The following is a 24,026-nucleotide window of genomic DNA, read 5'->3' as shown; positions in this document are numbered from 1 at the left end:
GCGGGCGAACCGGCGCCGGCGGGCGGCGGGTTCGCGCCGCTCCGCGACGGCGCCGCGCGCGCGTCTCGTCTCGCTGGTGATGTGCGAGGGGCTGCTGGCGCGGGCGCGCTGGTGCAGCGGCGGCGCCGCGTCACGGCCTACTACGAGTCGACGACCGTCCTCTACCGCGCCCTGTGGCCGCGGCGCGCCGTCCACTACGGGCTGTGGGAACCCGGCACGCGTTCGCATCGCGAGTCGATCGAGAACCTCGACCGGCGCGTCGCCGCGCAGCTCGCCCTGCCGCCCGGCGCGCGGGTGCTCGACGCCGGGTGCGGCATCGGCGGGACGAGTTGCCACCTCGCCGCGACCCAGGGCCTCGCCGTCGTCGGCATCACGCTGCCCCGCGCCCGGGCCGCCCGCGCCCGCCGCCGCGCCGCGCGCTTGCCCGCGACGACGCCGAGGCCGCGCTTCCTCATCGCCGACTACTTAGGAGCGGTCGTCCAACCACGCCAGCGGGTTGGCCGGGCCGTGGCCGCCGCCGATCGCCAAGCCGTGGGCGATCGCCCGGCCGACGAACCGCTTCGCCTCGCGCGCCGCGTCGGGCAGCGGCAGGCCGCGCCCCAGGCAGGCGGCGAGCGCCGCCGCGGTCATGCAGCCGGTGCCATGGGTGTGCGGGGTATCGAGCCGCGGGGCGCGCAGCTCGACGACGGTGTGGCCGTCGTCGAGCACGTCGACCGCCTCCGGCCCGGCGAGGTGGCCGCCCTTCACCAGCGCCGCCGCGGCGCCCAGCTCGACCAGGCGGCGGGCCGCGGCGCGCTGCTCGGCGACGGTCGCGACCCGCATGTCGAGCAGCGCTTCCGCCTCCGGCGCGTTCGGCGTCACCACGGTCGCCAGCGGCACCAGCGCGGCGAGCAGCGCGGCGCGCGCGTCGTCCTCGAGCAGGCGGGCGCCGCTCTGCGCCACCATCACCGGGTCGACCACCAAGGGCGCGATGCGGTGGACGCGCACCGCCTCGGCCACCGCCTCGATGATGGCGCGGGTCGCCAGCATGCCGGTCTTGGCGGCGTCGACGCCGATGTCGGCGACCACGGCGTCGATCTGCGCCCGCACGAACGCCGGGCTGACCGGGAAGATGCCGTGGACGCCGCGCGTGTTCTGCGCCGTCAGCGCCGTGATCGCGCTCATGCCGTAGGCGCGGAAGACGGTGAAGGTCTTGAGGTCCGCCTGGATGCCGGCGCCGCCACCCGAGTCGGAGCCGGCGATGGTGAGCAGGCGGGGAATCACGAATCACACAGAGCACAAATGACCACCGAGCGACACGAAGGGGCGTCGCGTCCTTCGTGGCCATTGGCGTTGATTTGTGGTTTCTGGCGCCGATGCAGCAGGCTTACACGATCCAGGGGAGAGAGGTCCGTCTGCCGGTCGAGGTGCGCGACGCCACCTCGGGCGCGGCGACGTATCTGGTCGAGGCGGCGGCGGCGCGGCGGCTGGTGCCGGAGGCGTTCGAGGTCGCGCAGGTGTGGCCGGGCCGCACCCTGCTGACGATCGCGCTGATCGACTACCGCGACAACGACCTCGGCGCCTATCACGAGGTATCGATCACCTTCTTCGTCCGCCGGCGCGGCGAGCGCCGCTTCCCGCTCGCCAACGCGGCGGCGTTCTTCCGCGGCGCGCTGCCGACCTACATCCGCCACCTCCCGGTGGACGGCAGTTTCACCCGCGACGCCGGCGAGACGATCTGGGGCTTTCCCAAGACCGTGCAGCGGATCGACTGGCAGCGCCGCCCCGAGCGCCTCACCTGCACCCTGACCATGGACGGCCAGCACGCGCTGACCCTCTCCCTGCCCGCCGGCGGCGCGCGCACGCTGCCCGAACAGCATCTCGTCACCTACTCGCTGATCCACGGCGCGCCGCACGCCACCAACTTCACCTCCGCCGCCGAGGGCGCCGGCTTCCACCTCGGCGGCGCCGAGCTGACCCTCGGCACGCACCCGATCGCCGACGAGCTGCGCGGCCTCGGCCTGCCGCGGAAGGCGCTGGCGACGATGTGGATGGAACGCATGCGCGGTCGCTTCGAGGCCGCCGTGCCGCTCTGAATCCACGAAGAACACGAAGGTCCACAAAGGATACGGAGGCCTTCGTGTTCCTTGTGGTCATTCGTGTTCATTTGTGTTTCTTCTTGCTCGCTCATGATCCACGACGCCGTGATCGTCGGGGCCGGGGTGTCCGGCTCGTTCATCGCGGCGCGGCTCTGCGCGGCGGGACTGCGCTGCGTGATGCTCGAGGCGGGGCGTGATTTCACCGCCGCCACCTATCCGCGCAGCGAGGTCGACGCCAACTCGCTGCTCTACTGGGGCGGCGGCATCGAGCTGACGCGCGACGCGCGCATCGGCCTGCTGCGACCGAAGGTGGTGGGCGGCGGCTCGGTGGTGAACCAGGCGCTGCTCGACCGCTTCGACGACGACGCGCTCGACAGTTGGCGCGAGCGCTCGGGCGTCGACTGCTTCTCCCGCGCCGGCCTCGACCCCTGGTACGACGAGGTCGAGCGGCAGATCAGCATCACGACGGTCCCCGAGGCGTACGCCAACGGCAACGCCGAGGTCTTCCGCCGCGGCTTCGAGCTCAACGGGTACCGCTGCGCGCCGCTGGTGCGCGGCCAGCGCGACTGCCGCTTCGGCGACGGCAATTCCTGCATCGAGTGCCTGATGGGCTGCCGCATCGAGAGCAAGCAGAGCATGCCGGTGACGATGCTGCGCCGCGCCCGCGCCGCCGGCCTCGAGGTGGTGGCGGACTTCCAGGCGCGCGGCGTCGAGCACGCCGCCGACGGCGTCGCCGTCCACGGCGTCGGCCGCGACGGCAGCCCCGCCATCTACCGCGGCCGCCGCCTCATCCTCGCCGCCGGCGCCATCGGCAACTCGTGCCTGTTGCTGGCCTCGAAGCTCGACGCGGCGCTGCCGGCAGTGGGGCGCGACTTCTACACGCACCCGCAGTACATGACGCTCGGCATCTACGACCGGCCGATCAACGCCCATCGCGGGCCGCTGCAGTCGTACAAGTCGGCCGATCCCACCTTCCGCCGCGGCGGCTTCAAGCTCGAGAACGTCTTCGCGCCCCCGGTGGCGATCGCCATGCTGCTGCCCGGCTTCGGCCGCCTGCACCGGGAGCGGATGCGGCAGATCACCCGCTTCGCCTGCATCGAGGTCGCGGTGCGCGACACCGCGCCCGGCCGCGTCACGCTCGGCAAGCGCGCCACGCCGGTGATCGACAAGCCGCTCAACGACGAGGACCGCCGCCGCCGCGACCGCGGCCTCGCCGCCATCCGCAACATCTTCCTCTCCACCGGCGCGCGGGAGATCATCGAGGGCAACATCGCGGTCGGCCTGCACCTGATGGGCGGCTGCGCCATGGGCACCGATCCGGCGCGCTCGGTGACCGGGCCCGACTTCCGCCTGCACGGCCTGCCCAACTGCTACGCCGCCGATTCGAGCATCTTTCCCAACGCCCCCGGCATCAACCCGTCGTTCACCATCATGGCGCTGGCCAGCCGAGCCGCGGCGCAGATCCTGGGAGACGCGCGATGAACCAGCGGCTCGACGCCGCCGGCGCCGCGGAGCGCGAGGTGACCGACGCGCCGCGCGACGGCGCCCGCCTGCTCTCGCCGGCGCAGTTGGCGACGCTCAACCGCATCGGCGACCTGATGATCCCCGGCGACGGCGACCTGCCGTCCTTCTCCGCCTCGCGCTGCGCCGAGCAGGCCGACCGCATGCTCGCCCACATGTACGACGCCGACCGCGACGGCCTGCTGACGCTGCTCGGCCTCTTCCGCGTCCTGCCCAACGCCGCGGTGCGCGCCCTGCTGCGCCTGTGCGACCTCGACGCCCGCTTCCCCGGTCCGCTCGGCGCCGGCCTGCGGATGATCGGCATCGGCGTCAAGGGCGTGGTGATGACGCTCTACTACTCCGGCCTCGACCCGCGCGTGCTGCCCGGCATCGGCTGGGACGCGCGCGTCGAGGGGCCGGTGATCGCGGACGACGAGCCGCTGCCGCCCCAGGTCTCGACGGCGATCACGCCCTACGGGGCGGAGGGCGCCGCGTCGTCGGCTGCGGTCGACGGCGGCGGCGCGGCCGCGGCCATGCGACGCGCCCGCGGCGGCTTCGCGGCGCTGTCGCGCCTCAGCCTGGCCGAGCGCCTGCGCCACCTCGATGCGCTGCGGGCGGTGATCCTGCGGCGGCGCGAGGAGATCGTCGACCGCATCCAGGGCGACACCGGCAAGAGCCGCTCGGACGCGCTGATCTCGGAGATCTTCGGCGTCCTCGACAACCTCGACTGGCTGCTCCAGCACGCGCCGGCGGCGCTCGCCGACCGCAAGCAGCACACGCCGATCGCCCTGATGGGGAAGCGCTCCGAGACCTGGTACGAGCCGCTCGGCACGATCCTCGTCATCGCGCCGTGGAACTATCCCTTCTACCAGGCGATCGTGCCCATCTGCTGCGCGCTCGCCGCCGGCAACACCGTCGTCCACAAGCCCTCCGAGCACGCGCCGCTTGCCGGGCTCGTCGAGGACCTGCTCGCCGAGGCGCAGATCCCCGCCGCCTGGGTGCAGGTGGTGTACGGCGACGGCGCCGTCGGCGCCGCCCTGGTGGCGGAGCGGCCGGACAAGATCTTCTTCACCGGCAGCACCCGCACCGGCCGCCGCATCATGGCGCAGGCCGCCGAGCACCTGATTCCGGTGGAGCTCGAGCTCGGCGGCAAGGACGCGATGATCGTCTTCGCCGACGCGACGCTCGGCCGCGCCGCCGCCGGCGCCGCCTGGGGCGCGCTCACCACCACCGGCCAGTCGTGCACCTCGGTGGAGCGCGTCTACGTGCAGCGCCCGGTGTACGACGCCTTCCGCGCCGAGCTGGTGCGCCAGGTGGGGAAGCTGGTGCAGAGGATCGACCGCGACGGCGAGTCGGATCTCGGCGCCATGACGACGGAGTTCCAGGTGCGCGTCGTCGCCGAGCAGGTGGCCGATGCGAAGGCGCGCGGCGCCGCCTTCCTCACCGGCGCCGAGTGGGACGGCGCGTCGCGCCTCATCCCGCCGATGGTGGTGGATCAGGTCACCGCCGAGATGCGCCTGGCGCGCGAGGAGACCTTCGGGCCGCTGATCCCCCTGCTGCCGTTCGACAGCGAGGAGGAGGTGGTGGGGCTCGCCAACGACTCCGAGTACGGGCTCACCGCCAGCGTCTGGACCCGGGATCTGGCGCGCGCCAAACGCGTCGCCCGCGCCCTCGCCGTCGGCGGCGTCTCGATCAACAACGTCATGGCCACCGAAGCCAACCCGGCGCTGCCGTTCGGCGGCGTCAAGCAGAGCGGCTTCGGCCGCTACAAGGGCGAGCACGGCCTGCACGCCTTCTGCAACGTCAAGTCGGTGCTGATCGACAAGGACAGCAAGAAGATCGAGGCCAACTGGTACCCGTACACCGCCGAGAAGTACCGCCGCTTCAACGCCCTCATCGACGCGCTGTTCGGCGCGCGCGGCCCGCGGCGCCTGCTCCGCTTCGCCATCGCCGGCCTGCGGCTCGAGCGCTACGCGAACAGGGCGGCGAAGAAGTAGCTCCCAAGAGCGCGGCGGCAGCGACGGGCAGGGACGACCGCCGGAGGGGCCGAGCGGGTGCAGGGTCAGGCGGCGACGCCGCCCTCGACTCCGCGCCCCTCCCATGCGCCGCCGCCCGTCGCAGGGTCCCGCCGAGAGTTGGCCTTGCGGTGACGAAGACATTTCACCACGGAGGCACGGAGACACGGAGTCACCTGGACAAGAGAGGATTCGCGGGCGAGATCCCCAACGCCATCAGCAATGGCCATAGGGATCGCGCCCACCCGCCATTCCCACGCTCCGCCCTCCGTGCCTCCGTGCCTCCGTGGTGAAGGTGTTTTGTCGTATCGAGAGTCAGGGGGTCAGTTGACGGCGCTCCGCCAGACGCCTAAAGGCGACGCTGTCGCTGCGCGCTAGGGACATGATGAGGACGGCATTCGTGGTGACCGACCGCCCCAACCCGCACCTCGCGCGGGGGCGGGAATTGCTCAAGCGCCATCCCGAGCTGCGCCGGCTCTTCGGACCGTATCCGCCGTCCGGTGCCTACATCGCCGCCATCGTCGCCGGGCAGATCGGCCTGGCGTATCTCCTGCGCGACACGAGCTGGCTGTGGGTCATCCTCGCCGCCTACCTGGTCGGCGCCTTCGCCAGCCACGCCCTGTTCGTCCTCATCCACGAAGCGACGCACGATCTGGTGGTCCACGGCGCGGTCCGCAACCGTCTGTTCGGCATCCTCTGCAACGTCGGGCAGGGGTTCCCCAGCGCGATGTCCTTCCGCACCTATCACCTCCTGCACCACTATCACCTCGACGAATACGACTACGACGCCGACCTGGCGTTCACCTGGGAGGCGCGCGTGGTGGGCAATTCCCCGCTGCGCAAGGCGGTCTGGCTGCTCCTGTTCGCGGCGGTCGAGATCGTGCGCCCGCTGCGCATCAAGCGGCCCTACACCGACGCCTGGATCGTCGCCAACACGGTGGTGATCGTGCTCACCGATGCCGCGATCTGGTATTTCTGTGGCATCCGCGGCCTGGTCTACGTGCTGCTGTCGACCGTGGTCGGCATCGGCCTGCACCCGGTTGGCGCGCGCTGGGTGCAGGAGCACTACACCTTCCACGAGGGGCAGGAGACGTACTCCTACTACGGCCCCCTGAATGTCATCCAGTTCAACATCGGCTACCACAACGAGCATCACGACCTCGCCAAGGTGCCGTGGGCTCATCTGCCGAAGGTCCGCGCCGCCGCGCCGGAGTTCTACGACCACCTGCGCTGGCACCGCTCGTGGGTCCAGGTGCTGCTGCAGTTCCTCTTCGACCCGCGGATCGACCTCTTCGCGCGCATCACGCGCGTGCGCCCAGCGCGGCAGGCGCCCCAGTCCGTCGCCGCCTGAGCGGCGCCCGCGCCGCCGACCCGCTAGCGGAAGGCGCCCTTGCGATACATGCGCACCACCTGCTCGCCGAGGGCGAGCAGGGGATGGCGCTGCTCGCGCCAGGAGGGATCGATCTTCAACCCGGAGTGCCGTTCGACCTTCCAGATCGCATACTCGACGCTGCCTTCCTGGGTGAGGGCGCTCTTCAGGATGCGCAGCAGGGAGAGCCACTTTCCGTAGTAACGCCGGACCCGCCACCGAGCCGCCGCGGCGCCGCGGCGGCAACGGGCGTCGACGCCCATTTCCCCGCCGACCGGCCGCATCGCGGCCGGGAAGGGCAGACGCGGCAGGGCGGCGCGGGTGACGCGCTCGTAGCGCCCGGGCGCGGCGGCATAGAGGCGATCGGCGACCGCCGCCCGTTCGGCGCGCAGCTCGGCGCCGTAGCTCAGCGTCAACTGGGTCGTCCACAGGTCGCGCACCGCGCAGGGAGCGGGCAGCAGCGGCAGTCCCTTCCCGACGAACGTCGTCACCGCCGCGGCGAGGGCCTCCACCACCGCGCGCTCGGCGGCGGCGTCCGCCGCGTAGACGAGCGCGCACGGCTGGGCGAAGCGAGCCCAGAAGTAGGGCTGGAAGGCGCGCGCCGAGGTGTGGCGGGCGAAGTCGGCCAGCGACACCACCGCGTACTTGCACTGCACGCTGCGCCCGTCCTCGTTCGCTCTCAGGTAGTACACGTTCGGCGGCAGGAGCGCGTTGAGCGCCGCGTACAGCCGACTGGTGCCGAGCCCCCGGTAGCGGTCGACCAACACGTAGAAGTCGAGGAGACTGTATTGGTCGTCATTGGCGCGCAGGCACGAGCCGTAGAACAGGATCGCCCGCACGCCCTCGCCGTGTCGGGCGCGGATCCGTTCGACCAGGAGCGCGGCACCGGCGGGGACCGGCGCCGCCAGCTCCTCGGCGATCAACCGGGACAACTCGTCCGGCGCGGAGCTCATGGATCGCGCGGTCGCAGGAACGACGCGTGGTAGCCGCTGCGCAGGCGCACCGCGGTGCCCGGCCGCGGCGTGTGCAGCTCGCCGTCGAGGGTGAAGCCGCAGTCGAGGTGGAGCTCGAGCTCGTGCGCGTTGTGGCTCGTGTATCCGTTCTCGGGGCTGACGAAGCGGTTCGGCCGACCTCGCATCACCGCCGGCGCCGCGCGCCAGAGATGCTGCGGCGCGTAGCTCATCGCCGTGTACTTCAACGGTGCCGACTCCTCCCCCCAGAAGGGTCGCAGGCCGAGGAACTGTCGCGACACGGTCGAGACCAGGGCGCCGATGTACGCGCCCGTCGCCAGCGGGCGGCCGTCGAGGCGCCCCGACAGGTGCAGCGGGGGGAACATGCTGCCGCCGTGCCCGAGCGCGATCTTGCTCAGGAACACCGCCAGCGCCACGCCCGGGCCGATCTCGCCGCGCAGGCCGAGGGTGGCCACGTACTGCCGGCAGAACCGGATGCCGTGATAGATGGCGCCGGTGCCGAAGAACATGGAGTAGATCGGCGGCGTCTCGGGAGTGATCTCGACCCGCATCACCGGCCGCTGCACGGCGTCGCCGCGCAGACAACCGGCGCGGGCGGTGGCGAGCACCCGCTGCAGGGTGGCAACGGGTCGTGACATGGCGCCGATGTCCGCCGCCACCATGTTGGTCGTGCCTCCCGGCAACACCGCCAGCAGCGGCAACCCGTCCACCGGTCGGTGGCTGAACAGACCGGTCAACACCGCCTGCACGGTGCCGTCGCCGCCGTTGACGACGATCAGCTCGCAGCCGTCGCCGAGCAACGTCTGGGTCGCGGCGACGATCTCCTCCGGCTGGTGCACCTCGTGATGCGCGACCCAGGGATGGTCGCGGAGGACGTCGAGCAGCGCCGGCAGAACGTGCCGCCGCCGGTTACGGAAACTCAGCGGGTTGTTGATCACGCCGGTGCGGATCGGCCGGCCGATGTCGAGCTCGGGCGCGATGCGCAGATCCATGGTCCCGAGCGGGCCATCGATCGCATCGATGTCCGCAACTGGCGGGTATATCGAGACCGTGGACGCCAAGTTTTGAAAAACCCAAAATAATTTTTTCGTTCATAGCACAGCGGGGACTCGGGACAAGCGCGCCGGCGCGGGCGCAATGGGCGGCCGGCGGCGCGCGCCGGTTGCGGGTCTGCCGGTGAGCTGACAGTATCCGACCCCGCCGCCGTGGAGATTCTGCCCGTATCCCGCATCATTCCCGCCCGCGACCGGCGCGCCAGGCCGACCACCCCCCAGGAGGGTGGCGCCGTCAGGCGAGCCGCGGGCGCGCGCCGGCGGCAATGCCGCCGGGGTGGCTGAACCGTTGGCGCGGGCGGAAGACATCGTCAAAGCCGGCAGCGGCGCGGTGCTCATCTGGCGTCTGCTGCCGGACGACGGCTCGTCGGCGGCGTTCCTCCATCGCGGCTTCGCCCGCGAGAGTTGGCGCGACGCCGGCTGGTCGGGTCGACTCGAGCTCTGCGCCGGGGTGTTGGCGTGGCCGTTGGCCGTCCCGGCCGCGGCGGCGGTCTTCACCTGGTACAACGGCGGCTGGGTCAAGCAGCGCACCGGCAAAGGGATCGCCCGCCAGCTCGGCGAGCAGTTGGCGCTGGCGGCGCGGCACGCGCTGCTGCCGCCCTGGTACTACATCTTCGAGCTGTACGACGACGCCCGGCGTGGCCGTGCCGGCGAGTACCTCAACCGCTTCGAGACCAAACGCTTCCTCTACCCGTATCTGCGTCGCTTCAACGGCGGCCTGCCGGTGCCGGTCGAGCGCAGCACGGTGGCGCTGAGCGACAAGGCGCTGTTCGCGGATCGCTGCGCGGCGTTCGGCCTCCCGGCGGTGCCGGCGCTGCTGGTGATCGAGCAGGGGCGCGTGGTGCGCAGCGCCGCCGGCACGCCGCCGCTGCCGGAGGTCGACCTCTTCGTGAAGATGTTGCGGGGCACCGGCGGCCGCGGCGCGCAGCGCTGGGAGTACCAGGGCGATCGGCGCTATCGCGACCGCGACGGGACCGTCCTCACCGGCGACCAACTGATCGCGCGCCTGCAGGCGCTGACGATGCAGGTCGGCCGCGGCTGCATCGTCCTGCCGCGCCTGGTGAACCACCCCGACATGGCCGAGCTGAGCACCGGCGCGCTCGCCACGGTGCGCGCCGTGACCTGCCGCAACGAACGCGATGACGTCGAGGTGACCAACGCCTCGCTGCGCATGGGACAGGGCCGCGACAGCGTCGTCGACAACTTCCACGCCGGCGGGATCGTGGCCAAGGTCGATCTGGACAGCGGCAGCGTCGGCCCGGCCACCGACGGCGCCATGGCGCGCGGTCCCGGGCGAGGCTGGTGCGACCGGCACCCCGATACCGGCGCCGCGATCAGCGGGCGGATCTTGCCCTTCTGGCCCGAGACGCTGGCGCTCGCCCGCCGCGCCCACGCCACGGCCTTCGCCGACCACGTGGTCATCGGCTGGGACATCGCCATCCTCGCCGACGGACCATGCCTCATCGAGGGCAACAAGGGCCCCGATCTCGACCTGGTGCAGAAATCGCACCGCGGGCCGCTCGGCAACGCGCGCCTGGGCCAATTGCTCGCCTTCCATCTCCGGCGCACGATCGCGGCGCGCGCCGCAGGGAAGCGCTGAGGCGGATCACAACGGGCTGCGCGCCACGCACCAGCACGCGACCCCGAACGCCAGCGCGGTCGGCAGCGTGGCGCTGAGCCACGGCGCCAGTCCGTACACGAGGCCGAAGGTGGCGAAGGTCTGGTTGAACATCTGGAAGCCGATGCCGAGCAGCCCGCCCACGAAGACCCGACGCCCGAGCGTCGTGCCGCGCGGCATGGCCAGGATCAGCGCCACCGCGAGCAGGCTCATCACCAGGATCACGACCGGCGCCACCGACCGCTGCCACAGCGCCAGCCACAGCGCCGTGGCGCTCTCGCCCTGGCGGCGCGCCGCGGCGATGCCGCGCCAGATGTCGGCCAGCGACAGTTGGTCCGGGGGCACGCGCATCAGACCGAGCTGGCGTGGCGTCAGGTCGATCGCCAGGGGAAGGCTGGCGACCTCCTCGGTGGTGACGCCCGCGTCGCCGATCGTCTGGTCGCGGAGGTCCTCCAGACGCCAGGCGTGATCCGCATACGTGGCCTTCCGTGCGTAGATGAGCCGCCGCATGCGGTGCTGGGCATCGAAGTCGTACACGTAGACGTCGCGCACGCTCCCGTCCGGCAGCACCGTGCGCAGGTTGACGTAGCTCGACCCGGCGCGGGTCCAGAACCCGCCGGCGCCGCTGAACAGCCGGCCGTCGGAGAGCGCGACCGAGCGCCCGATGTGGGCGCGATAGGTGAGCGGCGCGGCGATGAATTCGTTGACGACGAGTCCGACCGCGGCCAGCCCCAGCACGACCCGCAAGGCGCTCCACAGCACGCGCGCCCGCGACACGCCCGCGGCGGCGATCGCGATCAGCTCGCTGCGGTGGGCGAGGCCGCCGAGCCCGATCGCGTTGCCGAGCACCGCGGCGGCCGGAAACAGCGCGCAGAGCTCGTTCGGCAGGGTGAGCAGCACGAACCACAGCGCCTGGCGAACGCGGTACTGCCCGGCCCCGACCCGCTGCAGCTCCTCGGTCGCGTTGATGACCAGGAACACCGCCGTCAGCGCCGCGAGGGCGAAGCCGAAACTCTGCAGAACGTTGACGGCGATGAAGCGGTCCAGGGTCGGCAGACGTTGCGGCGCCCGCATCTAGCGCGCTCCGGCCGAGCCGGCGTGCCATCGCTGCGCGCCCGCCGAGGCCAGACGCGGCGCGGCGAGCAGCGCCAGCGCGATGCTCAGGCACACGGCGTGCACCAGCCAGGTGCCGGGCAGCACCGGCCAGACGCCGTTGGCCACCCACTTCTTCACCATCGCCAGGAGCTGGCCGTACGCGAGATACAGCCCGAGGGCGACGAAGAGCTTCGTGTACGCGCCCCAGCGCGTTGGGATCTGGCTGAGGGGAATGACGAGCAGCAGCAGCAGGACCGTCGAGACCGGGCTGGCGAGCCGCCACTGCAGCTCCGCCGCGTCCTCGGGGTTGGGCGAGCGGGCGAGCTCGAGCGCGGACAGGGCGTGGTTCTGTTCCCCTTCCGACAGGCCCCCGGCGAGCGGCGTACGGATGGTCAACGTCTCGTAGGCGGTGATGTCGATGTGCGTCGCATCGGGCCCGAGGTCGTAGCGATAGCCGTCGGACAGGCGCAGGAAGCGATAGCCGAGCTGCTCGTCGACGACTTCGCTGGCGCGGGCGGCGGAGATGATGGCGATGCCGTCGCCGTCGCGTTGCTGGACGAACACCTGTTCGACGACGCGCGGGTCGGTCGCCGAGCGCTCCTTGGCGTAGAGGGCCCGTTCGCTGGAGCCGCCGAGCTCGTAGAACCGTCCCGGGGCCATCTGCCCGAGGCGCGCCTGCTCGAGGGCCGCGTCGCGGACGGCATGGAAGGTCACGGCGGCCCAGGGACGCACCCCGAACGAGAGCACGGCGGCCACCCCCGCGGCGACCACGGCGAGGCCGACGACGGTGGCGTAGATGCGCCCCGGCGAGATGCCGCAGGCGTGCAGCGCCAGCAGCTCGTTGTCGTCGGCAAGCCGTCCGAGGGCGAGCAGGGCGGCGATGTAGAGGCCCGCGGGCAGCAGCGAGGGCAGGGCCATGGCGGTGCGCAGGCCGACGAGCTGAAACAGGACGCCCGACGGGAGGTCGCCCTCGGCCGCCGAGCCGAGGAGCTCGGTGAAGTGGCGAACCATGAACACGGTCACCACCAGCACCATCACCCCCGCCAGATGCGAGAGGATCTCGGTGACCGTGTAACGGGACAGGATCGACATATGGCGATCAGATGACGCCGACCTGTTTCCCCGCCTGCTCGATCCTTTCCAGCGCCTCGTCGATGAGCGCGTCCGTGTGCGTGGCCATCACGCTGGTGCGAATGCGCGAGCTGCCGTCGGGAACCGCCGGCGGAATCACCGGGTTGGTGAAGACCCCGTGGTCGAACAGCGCGCGCCAGAAGAAGAAGGTGCGGGCCGATTCCCCGACGACGATCGGCACGATCGGCGTGGTGCTCGTGCCGATGTCGAAGCCCCGCGTCCGCAGGCCATCCGCCAGCCGCTCCCGGTTCCGCCACAGGCGCTCGCGCCGCTCGGGCTCGGTGCGGATGATGCGCAGGGCCTCGCGCGCGGTCGCCGCCGCGTAGGGCGGGATCGAGGCGCTGAAGATCAGGGCGCGCGCGTGGTGGCGGACGTAGTGCATCACGGTCTCGTCGCCGGCGGCGAAGCCGCCGATCGAGGCCAGCGACTTGCTGAAGGTCCCGACCACGATGTCGCACTGGTCGGTCACGCCGAAATGCTCGTGCACGCCGGCGCCGCCGCCACCCATCACGCCGACCGAATGCGCCTCGTCGACGACCAGCCGCGCCCCGTGGCGCTGGCAGATGGCGATGACAGCAGGCAGGTCGGCGAGGTCGCCCTCCATGCTGAAGATCCCGTCGACGACCACCATCGCCCCACCGCTGGTCACCTGCCGGCGCGCCCGTTCCAGCACCCGCTCGAGGCTGGCCATGTCGGCGTGGCGGTATCGGTGCACGTTGGCGCCCGAGAGCCTGGCGCCGTCGACGATGCTGGCGTGGTCGAGCCGGTCGAGGATCACCGCATCGCCTCGGTGGGCCAGCGACGCGACGATCCCCAGGTTGGCCTGGTAGCCGGTGGAAAAGACGACCGCCGCCGGCTTGCCGACGAAGGCCGCCAACTCGGTCTCGAGCTCCTCGTGCAGGTCGAGCGTGCCGTTGAGCAGTCGGCTGCCCGTGCATCCGGCGCCGTAGCGACGGGCCGCCCGCTCCGCCGCCTCGAGCACCCGCGGGTCGTGCGTCAGGCCCAGATAATTGTTCGAGCCGAGCATGATCTTGCGCGCGCCCTCGATGACCACCTCGGTGCCTTCCGACCCGGAGATCGGCAGGAAGTAGGGATAGACCCCGGCCGCCTGCGTCTCCTTGGCGTGCGTGTATCGCGCGCAGCGGGCGAAGAGATCCGCGTACCGATGGACGTCGACCATGGCCGGTTCGCTGGCCTTGACGTGGCTGTTGCGCATACGCTCGACGGCCCGGGAGGGTACGGGGCGGGCCCGCCGCGAGTCAAGTTTTGCGGCCGGCCCTTGGCGAACACCCGCGGCGCCGCCGGGTGCGCGACGGGCCGACCGGGTGCTACACACGGACATGCACGGAGACCGTGGCCGGCGATCCGGCGTCGCGCCCAGCCCGCGCCGCAGGCGCGCCGGGCAGGCGACGCGCGCGGTGTTCGCGGTGGTCGCGGGCGGGCCCGCCGGGGCGCGATCCGCCGCCGGTGCGCGTGCCCTCGGATGAGCGTTCGATGAGCGCGCCGCGGGTCACCGTGGTCATCCCGGCCTTCAATCGCGAGCGCTTCGTCGGCGCGGCGATCGAGAGCATCCTGGCCCAGAGCTACCCCGACTTCGAGCTGCTGGTGATCGACGATGGCTCGAGCGACCGGACCCGCGACGTGGTGCGAGCGTGCCGCGATCCGCGCCTTCGCCTCCTCTGTCACGAGCGCAATCAGGGGCTGCCGCGCGTCCGCAATGCCGGCGTCGACGAGGCCCGCGGCCAGTACCTGGCGTTCCTCGACAGCGACGACGTCGCCCGTCCGTACCGCCTGGCGCGGCAGGTCGCGTGCCTCGATCGCCATCCCGAGCTCGCCGCGGTGGGCGCCTGGATCGACTGGATGGACGAGCAGGGCCGGCCGCTGGGACGGGTGAAGCGGCGGCCCGTGCGACCCGACGACGTCGCCGCGCTGCGCCTGTTCCGCCAGGGCATCGAGAACACCGCGAGCCTGGCGCGCACCGCGATCCTGCGCCAGTTCCGGCACGACGAGCGATTCGCCGTCAGCGAGGACTTCGAGCTCTGGGCCCGCGTCGCCGGCGATCATCCGATCGCCAACCTGCCCGAGGTGCTGGTGCGGCGGCGCGCGCACCCGCAGCAGACCAGCCGCGACCGCGACGAGGAGACCCGGCGCTATCGCCAGATGATCTACGCCCGGCAGCTCGCCGCGCTCGGCGTGCCCTTCACCGAGGAGGACCTGCGGCGCCACCACCTGCTGCGCCGCATGCGCAAGAGCGGCTACGCCCCCGACCGCGCCTTCGTCGACTGGACCGAGGCCTGGCTGCGCGGCCTGCAGGCGGCCAACGCGCAGACGCGCCGCTATCCGGAGCCGGCGCTGTCTCGTCTGCTGGGCGCGCTCTGGGGCAGGGTCTGCTTCGATGCGGCGCCGTCCCTGGGGCAGGCGGGGGCGTGGCGCCGCTTCCGCGCCTCGCCGCTGCGGCGGTGGACGTGGGCGGGAGTGCGCGGCGAGCTCGCCCTGCGCGGACCGCGACCGCTGGCCTGGCTGGCGGCTCATCCCTCGCCCGCCGTCTGACCGCGCGGCGCGGCGCCGCTCCGCCGCGGCCGCGGCCCTCAGCGCGGGCGCGACAGCGGATTCACGTAGACGAGTCCCAGGATGCCTCGCCCCTCGGCCGCGACGGGGCCGCCAACGGCGTCGGCGGCGAGCTGGAGCTGGAAGGTGGCGTCGACCCACAGCCACTGGGGCGCCACCTGCAGCGAGAAGAGGAAGCGAAATGGCTGCGGCACGGCGTCGAGGGGATCGGCGCGCAGCAGGACGCGCTGCGGGTGGATGTCGAGGGAGAGACGGCCGTTGCGCACGAGCAGGTGATCGGGGACCGGATAGCGGCGATCGGCGGTCAGGGTCGGCGGGCCGAGGGTGACCTCGAGGTCGCTGCTCCGGTAGGCCCCGGCGGCGGCCGACGCCAGGCCCAGCCAGCGCGACGGCGCGCCGGACGCCGGCGCATCGTCGGCGAGGTAGAGCGCGAGGCCCGGCTGCTCGGCGATGAACTCGATGCGGCGCCGCAGCAGGCGCGGCACGCTCTCGTCCATCCAGGTGTGGCTGACCGTGGCGGTGCCCGTCACCGCCAGCGGCGTGGCCATGCCGCCCTCCCATATGGTCCCCGTCACCGGGGTGGCGACCTGGAGGACGTCGGTGCGCAGGGCCGCGGTCGGCGACGACGCCGGCGCCGGCCACGGCGGGCTGGCCGCCGCGGCGAAGCGCAGATCGATCCGTACCCGCTGCGAGGTGCTGTCGATCGCCAGCCGGCGCGTCTGGTCGCCGAGGTCGAGGGAGCTGGAAGCGATGGCGATGCGCCGCCGATCGGCGCTCAGCGTCCAGTAGCCCCGCGTCCGCCCGTTGCGGTACTCGGCGACGCGACCGTCGGGGTGCACCAGGTACCACAGCGCCGCCGCCGACTGCTCGCCGGGGCCTTCGTTGGTGATGAAGAACCAGGCCAGCAGCGCATAGCCGCCATCGAGGCGGGCGGTGACGTTCCACATTTCGCTGGCCTGGGGCGCCGATGAGAGGCGCGCGGCCGGGTCGCCCCGCCCCGGGGCGTCGGCGGCGACCGCCACGCGCGCCAGCAGCGCCAGCGCCGCCGCGCCAGCGAGCAGCAGCGACGCCCACCGCGGGCGATCGTCGCGGGAAACGAACATGAGGGGCGGGGATTGGCGAGCGCCAACGGTTCCTGCTAACAGCATGACGCCGTCGGCATGCTGATTACTCTCCGGGCGCGAGGGATGTAGAGCGCATGGCAGGTGCACTCCGCATCATAGGCGGAATGGCCAACCGGCAGCCACGGCGGCCGCCGGGATTCCGCACCCATCCGGAGTGCGTCGTCCTCGAGCCACGACCGGGCCTGGCGCGCGCTGCGCGGCCGCCGGTGCGCATCTTCGTCGGCACCGAACCCGGCCAGCACCGCGCCGAGCGGGTCTTCGTGTGGTCGATCGAGCAGGTGCGCGATCCGTCCCGGACATATGAAATTCATCTCATGGCCGACCTCGAAGGGTTCGACCGCCGGCGGTGGCTGACCGGGTTCACCAACTACCGCTTCGCCATTCCGCATCTGGCGGGCGGCAGCGGGCGGGCGATCTACAACGACGTCGATCAGATCTACCTGGCCGATCCCGCCGAGCTGTTCGACCTCGACATGGGCGCGCACGGTTTCCTGTCGATCACGCCGCGCGACACCTCGGTGATGCTCATCGACTGCGGGCGAATGGCCGCCGTATGGACCCCGGAGATGGCGCGACGGCTGCGCCGCAAGCGCATCGAGGCGCGCACCCGGGCCGCCGGCGACCTCTGGGGACCGCTCGCCCGGGAATGGAACGCGCGCGACGGGGAATACGTCGCGGGGCGCTCCAAGGTGCTGCACTTCACCACCATCCACACCCAGCCGTGGCAGCCCTTTCCGGAGCGCTTCGTCTACCAGCACAATCCAGTCGGACAGGTGTGGGTGGACATGGAACGCGCCGCCGACCGCGCCGGCTTTCAGGTCTTCACGGCGCGCCGCCCCAGCGCCGAGCTCGCCGCGCTGGGTGCCGCGGCGAGCGCCGCGACCGCGGGCGCGGCGCCGGCGGCGGACGATCTCGAGGCACTGTTGCGCGAGGCGGTCGCCGAGCGCGTGCTCGAGGTGCAGCTCGGCGATCAGGGCCCGTGGTCGGTGGCCACCGGCACCGGACGCAGCGTGCGGCGGCTGGCGCTGGCGGACGGCGGCCTGGCCGACGAACCCGACGCCGCGGTCGATGCGGTCGTCGCCGCCGGGGTTCTCGACGGGGCGCCGGATGCCGACGTCCCGTGGCTGCTGGAGGAGCTCTTCCGCTGCGCCCGCCGCTGCGTCTACCTCGCGGCTCGTGCCGACCCCCTGCGCGTGGCGGCCGACGGCAGCGTCCATGCGAGGCGGGCGCGCCCGCTCGCGTGGTGGCTGGCGCGCGTCGAGCATGCCAGCGCCCGCCATCCCGAGGTGCGGTGGCGATTGGTGGTCCGCCGCGGCGCCGACCACGGCGAGCCGCCGCTGGTCCGGGAGGGGGGCCGCCGGCTCGATGGGCGACCGCCGACGGTCTGGGTGCTGGCCGATCACAAGGCGGGACATGCCACCCAGTCGCTCGGCCTGGCCGCGGCGCTGGGGTTCCCCTACGAGGTGAAGGCGCTGCGCTTCAATCTGCTCAACCACCTCAGCAACCGGATTCGCGGTGCCAGCCGGCTCGGCCTGGACCGCGCCCGCTCGGCGCCGCTGCGGCCACCATGGCCCGATCTGGTGATTTCGACCGGGCGGCGCACCGCGCCGGTCGCGCGCTGGATCGGGGCGCAGAGCGGGGGCCGCGCCCGACTCGTCCAACTGGGGCGACGCGGCGGCGAGACGGTCGATGCCTTCGATCTGGTCGCCACCTGCGCGCACTTCCGCCTGCCCCTGCACCCGCGGCGGGTGGAGATCGTCGCCCCCCTCCATTCCGTCACGCCCGAGCGGCTGGCGGAAGCGGCCGCGCGGTTCCCGCAACTCTTCGCCGAGGCGCCGCGGCCGCACGTCGTTCTGGTGGTCGGCGGCACCTGCGCCCGCTACCGGCTCGATGCCGACATCGCGCGGCACATGGCCGAGCAGACCGCCGCCTTCGCGCGTTCCCTCGGCGGCTCGCTGTTCGCCATCACCAGTCCGCGAACCGGCGTCGAGTCGACGGCGGCGCTGCGCGCCGGCCTCGCCGGGTTCGGACGCCTGCACGAGTGGAAACCGGGCGAGGTCGGCAACCCGTACATCGCCCACCTGGCGCTCGCGGACGTGCTCGTCGTCAGTGGCGACAGCGAATCGATGCTCGCCGAGGCGGTGGCGGCGGCCAAGCCGCTGTTCATCTATCCGCTGCCGGAACGTCCGCTCGGCTTCCGCCTCCCCGCCGAGTGGGTGGCGCGCCGGGCCGAGGCGCGCCCGCGCAAGGCGAAGGGCACGGTGCGGCCGCAGCAGGGGCTCGAGCACCTCTGCGCCCGCCTGATCGAAGCCGGGATCGTCCGGCCGCCGCGCCAACTCGATCGCCTGTACCGCGGCCTCGTCGACGCGGGCGCCGCGCGCCTGTTCGGCGCCCCCTTCGATCCCGATGGCTGCCGGCCGCTGCGCGATGTCGAGACGGTGGCACGGCGGGTGCGGCTGCTCCTCGGCTTCGCCGACGCGGCGACGCCCGCCGGCCCACTACGACCTCTGGCGCCGGTCGAGAGCCTGGCGCCGCCGCCGCGCGCCGCCGCGGCGAGCGGAGTCCAGGTCCGCCTCAGCGCGGCGCAGGGGTAGCCGATGGCACCGCCGACGGTCTGGGTGCTCCTCGGCAAAGGGGTGGGCGGCAACGGCCAGATGGTCGCCCTGGCCCGCGCGCTCGGCTGGCCGTACGAGACCAAGGACCTCGCCTTCAACCGGCTCAGCCACTGTCCCAACGCCCTCCTGGGGGCGACGACGATCACCGTCGACCGCCGGCGCTCGAGCGCGCTCCAGCCGCCGTGGCCCGACCTGGTGATCGCCGGATCGCGGCGCAGCGCTCCGGTGGCGCGCTGGATCAAGCGCCAGTCCGGCGGCGCCACCCGCCTCGTGCACCTCATGCACGCCCAGGCGCCGCTGGCGGCCTTCGACCTCGTGATCACCACGCCGCAGTACCGACTGCGAGCGCGGCCCAACGTGCTGCGCAACGTCGGTCCCCTGAACCACGTCGATCCGGCGCGCCTGGACGCGGCGCGTCTCCAGGGGGCGCGGCGCTTCGCCGGCCTGCCGCGCCCGTTCACGGCACTGCTGGTCGGCGGCGACAGCTCGACGTACCTCCTCGATCCGCTCACCGCCGCGCGCCTCGGACGCGAGGCCAGCGCGGCGGCGCGCGCCGCCGGCGGCAGTCTGCTGGTGACCACCAGCGCTCGCACGCCGGCCGCCGCCGCCGAGGCGTTGCTCGCCGCCATCGACTGCCCGGTGTTCGCCTACCGCTGGCGGCGGGACGACCCGGACAACCCGTACCACGCGGTGCTCGCCCTCGCCGACCGCTTCATCGTCACCGCCGACAGCGCCTCGCTCCTCGCCGAGGCCTGCGAGAGCGGCCGGCCAGTGGCGCTCTTCGACTGGCCGCTGCGGCCCGACGCGCGGCGCGGCATCAAGGGGTGGCTGCGGCGATGGGGCGACGCGCGGGACCGGCGCGACGACGACGCGGCGCGCTGGAGCGATCGCCTCTACGACCGGCTGGTGGACCTGGGTCTCTTCAAGCCCGGGCGCGACTTCGCCGCCTTCCATCGCGCCCTGCGCCAGCGCGGGCTGGTCGCCGCCCTGGGCGAGACGGCGGAGCTGCCCCCGCGCCAACCGCTCGACGATCTGGCGCGCGCGGTGGACCGCATCCGGCAGTTGCTCAGCGCCGGCGAGACGGCGGCGGCCGGTGCCGCCGCCCTGCGCGCGACCGCCGCGGCCCCGGCCCAGGCGCGCTAGATGACGACCACGGCCGAGTTGGAGAAGGACGCGGTGCGGTATCTCGACAGCGAACGGCTCGAGGCGGTCGATGCGCGCGCCTTCCGCGCCCAACGCCCCTATCCCTGGGTCAATCCCGCCGGACTGCTGACCAACGAGGGCTACCGGCGCCTCTGCGAGACCCTGCCCGACGTGTCGCGGTTCACCCGGCGCTTCGACGTCGTCCGCAAACACGGCCAGCAGAGCCACGACCGCTACGCGCTCGAGTACCACCCGGGTCTCGAGCTCGCCGCCCCGTGGCGCGATTTCATCCGCGAGCTGCAGGGGCCCACCTACCGGCGCTTCATCGGCCGCCTGCTCGGTCGCCGGCTCTTCAGCCTGCGCCTGCACTGGCACTACACCCCGAACGGCTGCTCGATCTCGCCGCACTGCGATTCGCCCACCAAGCTCGGGTCGCACATCTTCTACTTCAACACCGCCGAGGACTGGGAGCCGACCTGGGGTGGGCAGACCCTGATCCTCGACGACGGCGGGCGCTTCCAGGCGAGGTCGGCGCCGCGCTTCGAGGACTTCGACCGCGCCATCACCGCCGAGACGCTGGGCAACCACAGTCTGCTGTTCGCGCGCGACGGCCAGTCGTGGCACGGGATGCGCGAGATCAACTGTCCGCCGCACGCGATGCGCAAGGTGTTCATCGTCGTCATCGGCGACACGTTGCGCACCACCGCGCGCGACCTCGTGCGCCAACTGCGCGGCAAGCCCGCGGAGAGCTACTGAGCCCCATGCGCGCGTCGTTCGCCGCCGCCGCTCACGCACCACGTCGCCGGGATTCGCGTCGTGGCGGTTGAGACCGCGCCCCCTGTCGCCGCGCCGGGGCGGCAGACCGTGGTGATCATCGTCGGCGCCGGCCGCAGCGGCACCAGTGCGATCACCCGCGGCGTGCAGGCGCTCGGCGTCGAGCTCGGCGATCATCTGCGGCCGCCGGGGGGCAAGAATCCGACCGGCTTCTTCGAGGACCAGGACCTGCTGGCGATCAACAAGCGCCTCAAGCGGCTGCTGCGCGTGCGCGGCGACAGCGTGCGCCTGATCGACGACGCCGAATGGCGGGCCCCGGCGGTGCGCGCGCTCCAACAGCACGCCATCGCGACCGTGCGCCGCCGCTTCGGCGCCCATGCGCTCTGGGGCTACAAATACGCCCGCACCCTCCGCCTCTTCCCGTTCTGGCAACCGGTGTTCGCGGCCCTGGCGCTCGACACGCGCTTCGTGGTGGCGCTGCGCAACCCGCTCAGCGTGGCGCGTTCCCGTGCCGCGCTCGATCCGCAGCGCGGCACGCAGGAGCAGAGCGACCTCGAGTGGCTGGTGAACGTGGTGCCCTATTTCCGCGACCTGCGCGGCCGCCCCCTGGTGGTGGTCGACTACGATCTGGTGCTCGCCGAACCCGCCGCGCAGTTGCGGCGCATGGGGAGCACGCTCGAGCTGCCGCCGGCGGCGGAGCGCGACGCCGCCATCGACGCCTACGCCGCCGGGTTCCTGCGGCCGGGCATGCGCCACAGCGTCTATGCCGATCGCGATCTGGACGGGCGGGTCAATCCGCTCACCGCGGACGCCTACCGCTGGTTGCGCCGGCTGGCGACCGATGCCAGCACGCCCGCCGACGAGCGGATGTGGTCGGAGTGGGAGGACATCGAGCGACGCCTCGCGGCCCTGGCACCGGTGTTGCGCCACGTCGACCGCATCCAGGCGGCGCTGCGCCGCGCGCAGTGGAATCCGTTCGGCCCGCTGCAGGCGGCGGCGCAGGCGTGGCGCCGCTACCGGCGCGGTTGACTCGCGTCGCCGCCGCCGTTCAGCCGCCCGCGGCCGCCGCGTCGCAGACCGGCGGGACCGCGACGACCGTCCCGCCGTCGACGCGGTAGACGCCGTCGGCGCGCTCGATCAACTGTCCGTGGTGGCAGATCGCGAGGATGGTCAGGCCACCGCGCAGGCGGCGCAGGGTCTCGCACAGCGCCGCCTCGCTGTCGCGATCGAGCGCGGTCGTCGCCTCGTCGAGCACCAGCAGGACCGGCCGGCGCACCAGCGCGCGCGCCAGGGCGATGCGCTGGCGTTGCCCGCCGGAGAGGCGCAGCCCGCGCTCCCCGACCACGGTGTCGATGCCCTGCGGCAACGCCGCGACCAGATCCCGGGCGCCGGCGGCGTGCAGCGCCGCCTCGACGTCGGCCGCGCTCACGGCGGGGTCGCCGAGCGTGACGTTGACGGCGATCGTGTCGTGCACGAGCAGGGCGTCCTGCGGCACGTAGCCGATCATCGAGCGCCAGCGAGCGATATCGAGCGCGGACAACGGCGTCCCGTCGACCAGCACGGCGCCCCGCCGCGGCGGGATGAGCCCGATCACCAGGTCGGCGATGGTGGTCTTGCCGGCGCCCGACGGACCGGTGATGACGGTCAGCCGGCCGGCCGGGATCGTCAGCGACGCATCGCGGAGAATCGGCTGCTCGTCGTACGCGAACTCCACCTCCGACAGGCGCAGCGCGTGGCGAAGCGTGGGGGCGGCGCCCCCGTGCGCGACCTCGCGCTCGGCCTCGGCGCGGCGAATGGTCTCCTGCAGGGCGTCGAACGCCGTCTCGCCGACGACGAGGTCCTGCCGTTCGCGCTGGATCTTGCCGATCAGATCGAGGATGCGGGTGCACAGCAGTATCAGCAGGATGACGTTGGCGAGCGGGAGCGCGAGAACGACGAAGGCCGCATAGATGCCGGCACCGATCAGGACCATCAGCAGCGGCTCCTGCAGCGCGCGCATCGCGGCCCGGCTCCGCACCTCGAGCTGGAGCGCCCGACTGAGCCGCCGGGTTTCGCGTTCGAGCAGCGGCCCGAGCAGCGTTTCACGGCCCATGGCCTTGAGGGGCTTGACCGCCCGCAGGGTATCGGTCAGCCGGTTGAGCAGCGATCGGCCGAGGGAGGTCTGGCGCACGCCGGCGCGGCGCGCGCGGCGGATCAACTGGTGGAGGACCGCCGCCATGCCGGCGCCGCCGAGCAACGTGGCGAGCGTCGCCGCCCACGACACCAGCAGCGCGATCACGGCATAGACGGCGACCTGGATCAGGTACATGACCATCGTCGCGGCGCGCAGGTAGCTGTCCGCCGCGCGCGTCGCCTCGCTGGCGGCGGCGCTGGCGAAGGTCCCCAACGGCGCATGGACGTAGAACTGCCAGCGGGTGGCGAGCAGGGCGCGGATCAGCCGCAGCCGCAGCGCGGTGGCGACGCCGGCAACGGCGAAGCCGATCTCGCGGTTGGCGAGCAGCACCAGGCCGGCCTTCACCGCCGAGCCGGCGAGGATCAGCACCAGCAGCACCCCGGCCGTCGGCGGCAGGCCGACGCTCTGCAGCACGCGTACCAACGCGGCGGCCACCCGCGACGATCCTCCCGCCTGGGCGTCCAGCGCGCCGCCGCCCGCGGTCAAGGCGAGCAAGGGCAGCAGGGCCGACACGCTGGCGCCCTCGGCGAGCCCGGCCAGCAGCAGGCATCCCAGCATCGCGGCGGTGCGCCGTGGCTGGGCGCGGGCGAGGGCTGCCAACAGCCTCATCGCGGCCGGTCGTAGCAGGATGACGGTCCGAGGGACAGGTGGCCCCGATGGGCGATCCGGGCCGTGCTTGAATGTCCCGTCGGGCTACTCTACGGTCCCCGCACTTTTGATGCGGGAAGGATCGAGATGATGCAGCCGAGCTCCGCTGAGCCCGTTCCCGACTCATCCGCGGCGCGCCCGGCGAGCGTCAC

At 72.8% G+C, this 24,026-nt stretch carries 18 protein-coding genes and 1 pseudogene; 11 read left to right on the top strand and 8 right to left on the bottom strand.

The genetic code is table 11. From position 1 onward, the window contains the following. Window positions 1–81 precede the first annotated feature (81 nt). Window positions 82–378 (top strand): annotated as a pseudogene (locus KF840_08050) (class I SAM-dependent methyltransferase). An 87-nt stretch (window positions 379–465) separates the two neighbouring features. On the opposite strand, the gene thiD reads toward KF840_08050, so the two are convergent. Beyond that, window positions 466–1,263, bottom strand: coding sequence for a bifunctional hydroxymethylpyrimidine kinase/phosphomethylpyrimidine kinase (gene thiD / locus KF840_08045; protein ID MBX3024848.1), 798 nt, complete (start codon window positions 1,261–1,263; stop codon window positions 466–468). Between the two features lie 92 nt (window positions 1,264–1,355). Here thiD and KF840_08040 point away from each other — a divergent pair, with 92 nt between their 5' ends. The 4 genes from KF840_08040 to KF840_08025 all read left to right on the top strand — a co-directional run bounded on the left by KF840_08040 (window position 1,356) and on the right by KF840_08025 (window position 6,944). Next, a complete protein-coding gene (locus KF840_08040) occupies window positions 1,356–2,075 on the top strand; it encodes an acetoacetate decarboxylase family protein (protein MBX3024847.1) in 720 nt (239 codons plus the stop codon). A 93-nt stretch (window positions 2,076–2,168) separates the two neighbouring features. Next, on the top strand, window positions 2,169–3,560 hold the full coding sequence (locus tag KF840_08035; GenBank protein ID MBX3024846.1) for a GMC family oxidoreductase: 1,392 nt from the start codon (window positions 2,169–2,171) through the stop codon (window positions 3,558–3,560). Between the two features lie 362 nt (window positions 3,561–3,922). Further along, window positions 3,923–5,575: an aldehyde dehydrogenase family protein gene (locus KF840_08030; protein ID MBX3024845.1), complete on the top strand. Its 1,653-nt coding sequence runs from the start codon at window positions 3,923–3,925 to the stop codon at window positions 5,573–5,575. Between the two features lie 400 nt (window positions 5,576–5,975). Then, the gene (locus KF840_08025) at window positions 5,976–6,944 is read left to right on the top strand and encodes a fatty acid desaturase (protein ID MBX3024844.1); all 969 of its coding nucleotides are present in this window, start codon (window positions 5,976–5,978) and stop codon (window positions 6,942–6,944) included. A 23-nt stretch (window positions 6,945–6,967) separates the two neighbouring features. On the opposite strand, the gene KF840_08020 is transcribed toward KF840_08025, so the two are convergent. Continuing rightward, a complete protein-coding gene (locus KF840_08020) occupies window positions 6,968–7,915 on the bottom strand; it encodes a hypothetical protein (GenBank protein ID MBX3024843.1) in 948 nt (315 codons plus the stop codon). Next, window positions 7,912–8,925 carry an acylglycerol kinase family protein gene (locus KF840_08015; protein MBX3024842.1) on the bottom strand — a complete coding sequence of 338 codons (1,014 nt, stop codon included), beginning with the start codon at window positions 8,923–8,925 and terminating at the stop codon, window positions 7,912–7,914. Before KF840_08015 ends, KF840_08020 begins: the two co-directional genes overlap by 4 nt. A 367-nt stretch (window positions 8,926–9,292) precedes the next feature. On the opposite strand from KF840_08015, the gene KF840_08010 reads away from it, so the two are divergent. Next, window positions 9,293–10,585 carry a hypothetical protein gene (locus KF840_08010; protein ID MBX3024841.1) on the top strand — a complete coding sequence of 431 codons (1,293 nt, stop codon included), beginning with the start codon at window positions 9,293–9,295 and terminating at the stop codon, window positions 10,583–10,585. Between the two features lie 6 nt (window positions 10,586–10,591). On the opposite strand, the gene lptG is transcribed toward KF840_08010, so the two are convergent. The 3 genes from lptG to KF840_07995 are packed head-to-tail and all read right to left on the bottom strand — an operon-like array spanning window position 10,592 to window position 14,009. Continuing rightward, window positions 10,592–11,677, bottom strand: coding sequence for an LPS export ABC transporter permease LptG (lptG, locus tag KF840_08005; protein ID MBX3024840.1), 1,086 nt, complete (start codon window positions 11,675–11,677; stop codon window positions 10,592–10,594). After that, window positions 11,678–12,790, bottom strand: a complete 1,113-nt coding sequence (lptF, locus tag KF840_08000; protein ID MBX3024839.1) for an LPS export ABC transporter permease LptF — start codon at window positions 12,788–12,790, stop codon at window positions 11,678–11,680. Between the two features lie 7 nt (window positions 12,791–12,797). Then, complete coding sequence (locus KF840_07995; protein ID MBX3024838.1) at window positions 12,798–14,009, bottom strand: aminotransferase class I/II-fold pyridoxal phosphate-dependent enzyme; 1,212 nt, start codon at window positions 14,007–14,009, stop codon at window positions 12,798–12,800. Between the two features lie 314 nt (window positions 14,010–14,323). On the opposite strand from KF840_07995, the gene KF840_07990 reads away from it, so the two are divergent. Next, on the top strand, window positions 14,324–15,379 hold the full coding sequence (locus KF840_07990) for a glycosyltransferase family 2 protein (GenBank protein ID MBX3024837.1): 1,056 nt from the start codon (window positions 14,324–14,326) through the stop codon (window positions 15,377–15,379). 38 nt (window positions 15,380–15,417) lie between these two features. Here KF840_07990 and KF840_07985 read toward each other — a convergent pair whose 3' ends face one another. Beyond that, complete coding sequence (locus KF840_07985; GenBank protein MBX3024836.1) at window positions 15,418–16,500, bottom strand: hypothetical protein; 1,083 nt, start codon at window positions 16,498–16,500, stop codon at window positions 15,418–15,420. A gap of 125 nt (window positions 16,501–16,625) precedes the next feature. Between KF840_07985 and KF840_07980 the strand changes: the two genes are divergently transcribed. The 4 genes from KF840_07980 to KF840_07965 are packed head-to-tail and all read left to right on the top strand — an operon-like array spanning window position 16,626 to window position 22,082. Then, complete coding sequence (locus KF840_07980) at window positions 16,626–19,115, top strand: mitochondrial fission ELM1 family protein (protein ID MBX3024835.1); 2,490 nt, start codon at window positions 16,626–16,628, stop codon at window positions 19,113–19,115. 3 nt (window positions 19,116–19,118) lie between these two features. Then, window positions 19,119–20,279, top strand: a complete 1,161-nt coding sequence (locus tag KF840_07975) for a mitochondrial fission ELM1 family protein (protein ID MBX3024834.1) — start codon at window positions 19,119–19,121, stop codon at window positions 20,277–20,279. Window positions 20,280–20,312: 33 nt separating this feature from the next. Next, window positions 20,313–21,035, top strand: coding sequence for a hypothetical protein (locus tag KF840_07970; GenBank protein ID MBX3024833.1), 723 nt, complete (start codon window positions 20,313–20,315; stop codon window positions 21,033–21,035). 60 nt (window positions 21,036–21,095) lie between these two features. Beyond that, a complete protein-coding gene (locus KF840_07965; GenBank protein ID MBX3024832.1) occupies window positions 21,096–22,082 on the top strand; it encodes a hypothetical protein in 987 nt (328 codons plus the stop codon). 19 nt (window positions 22,083–22,101) lie between these two features. Here KF840_07965 and KF840_07960 read toward each other — a convergent pair whose 3' ends face one another. Continuing rightward, on the bottom strand, window positions 22,102–23,835 hold the full coding sequence (locus KF840_07960; protein ID MBX3024831.1) for an ABC transporter ATP-binding protein: 1,734 nt from the start codon (window positions 23,833–23,835) through the stop codon (window positions 22,102–22,104). Between the last annotated feature and the right edge of the window lie 191 nt (window positions 23,836–24,026).

The organism is bacterium, from assembly GCA_019637795.1.
Lineage (GTDB): Bacteria > Desulfobacterota > Binatia > HRBIN30 > CADEER01 > JAHBUY01.
This window is presented reverse-complemented; position numbering and strand designations above follow the sequence as displayed.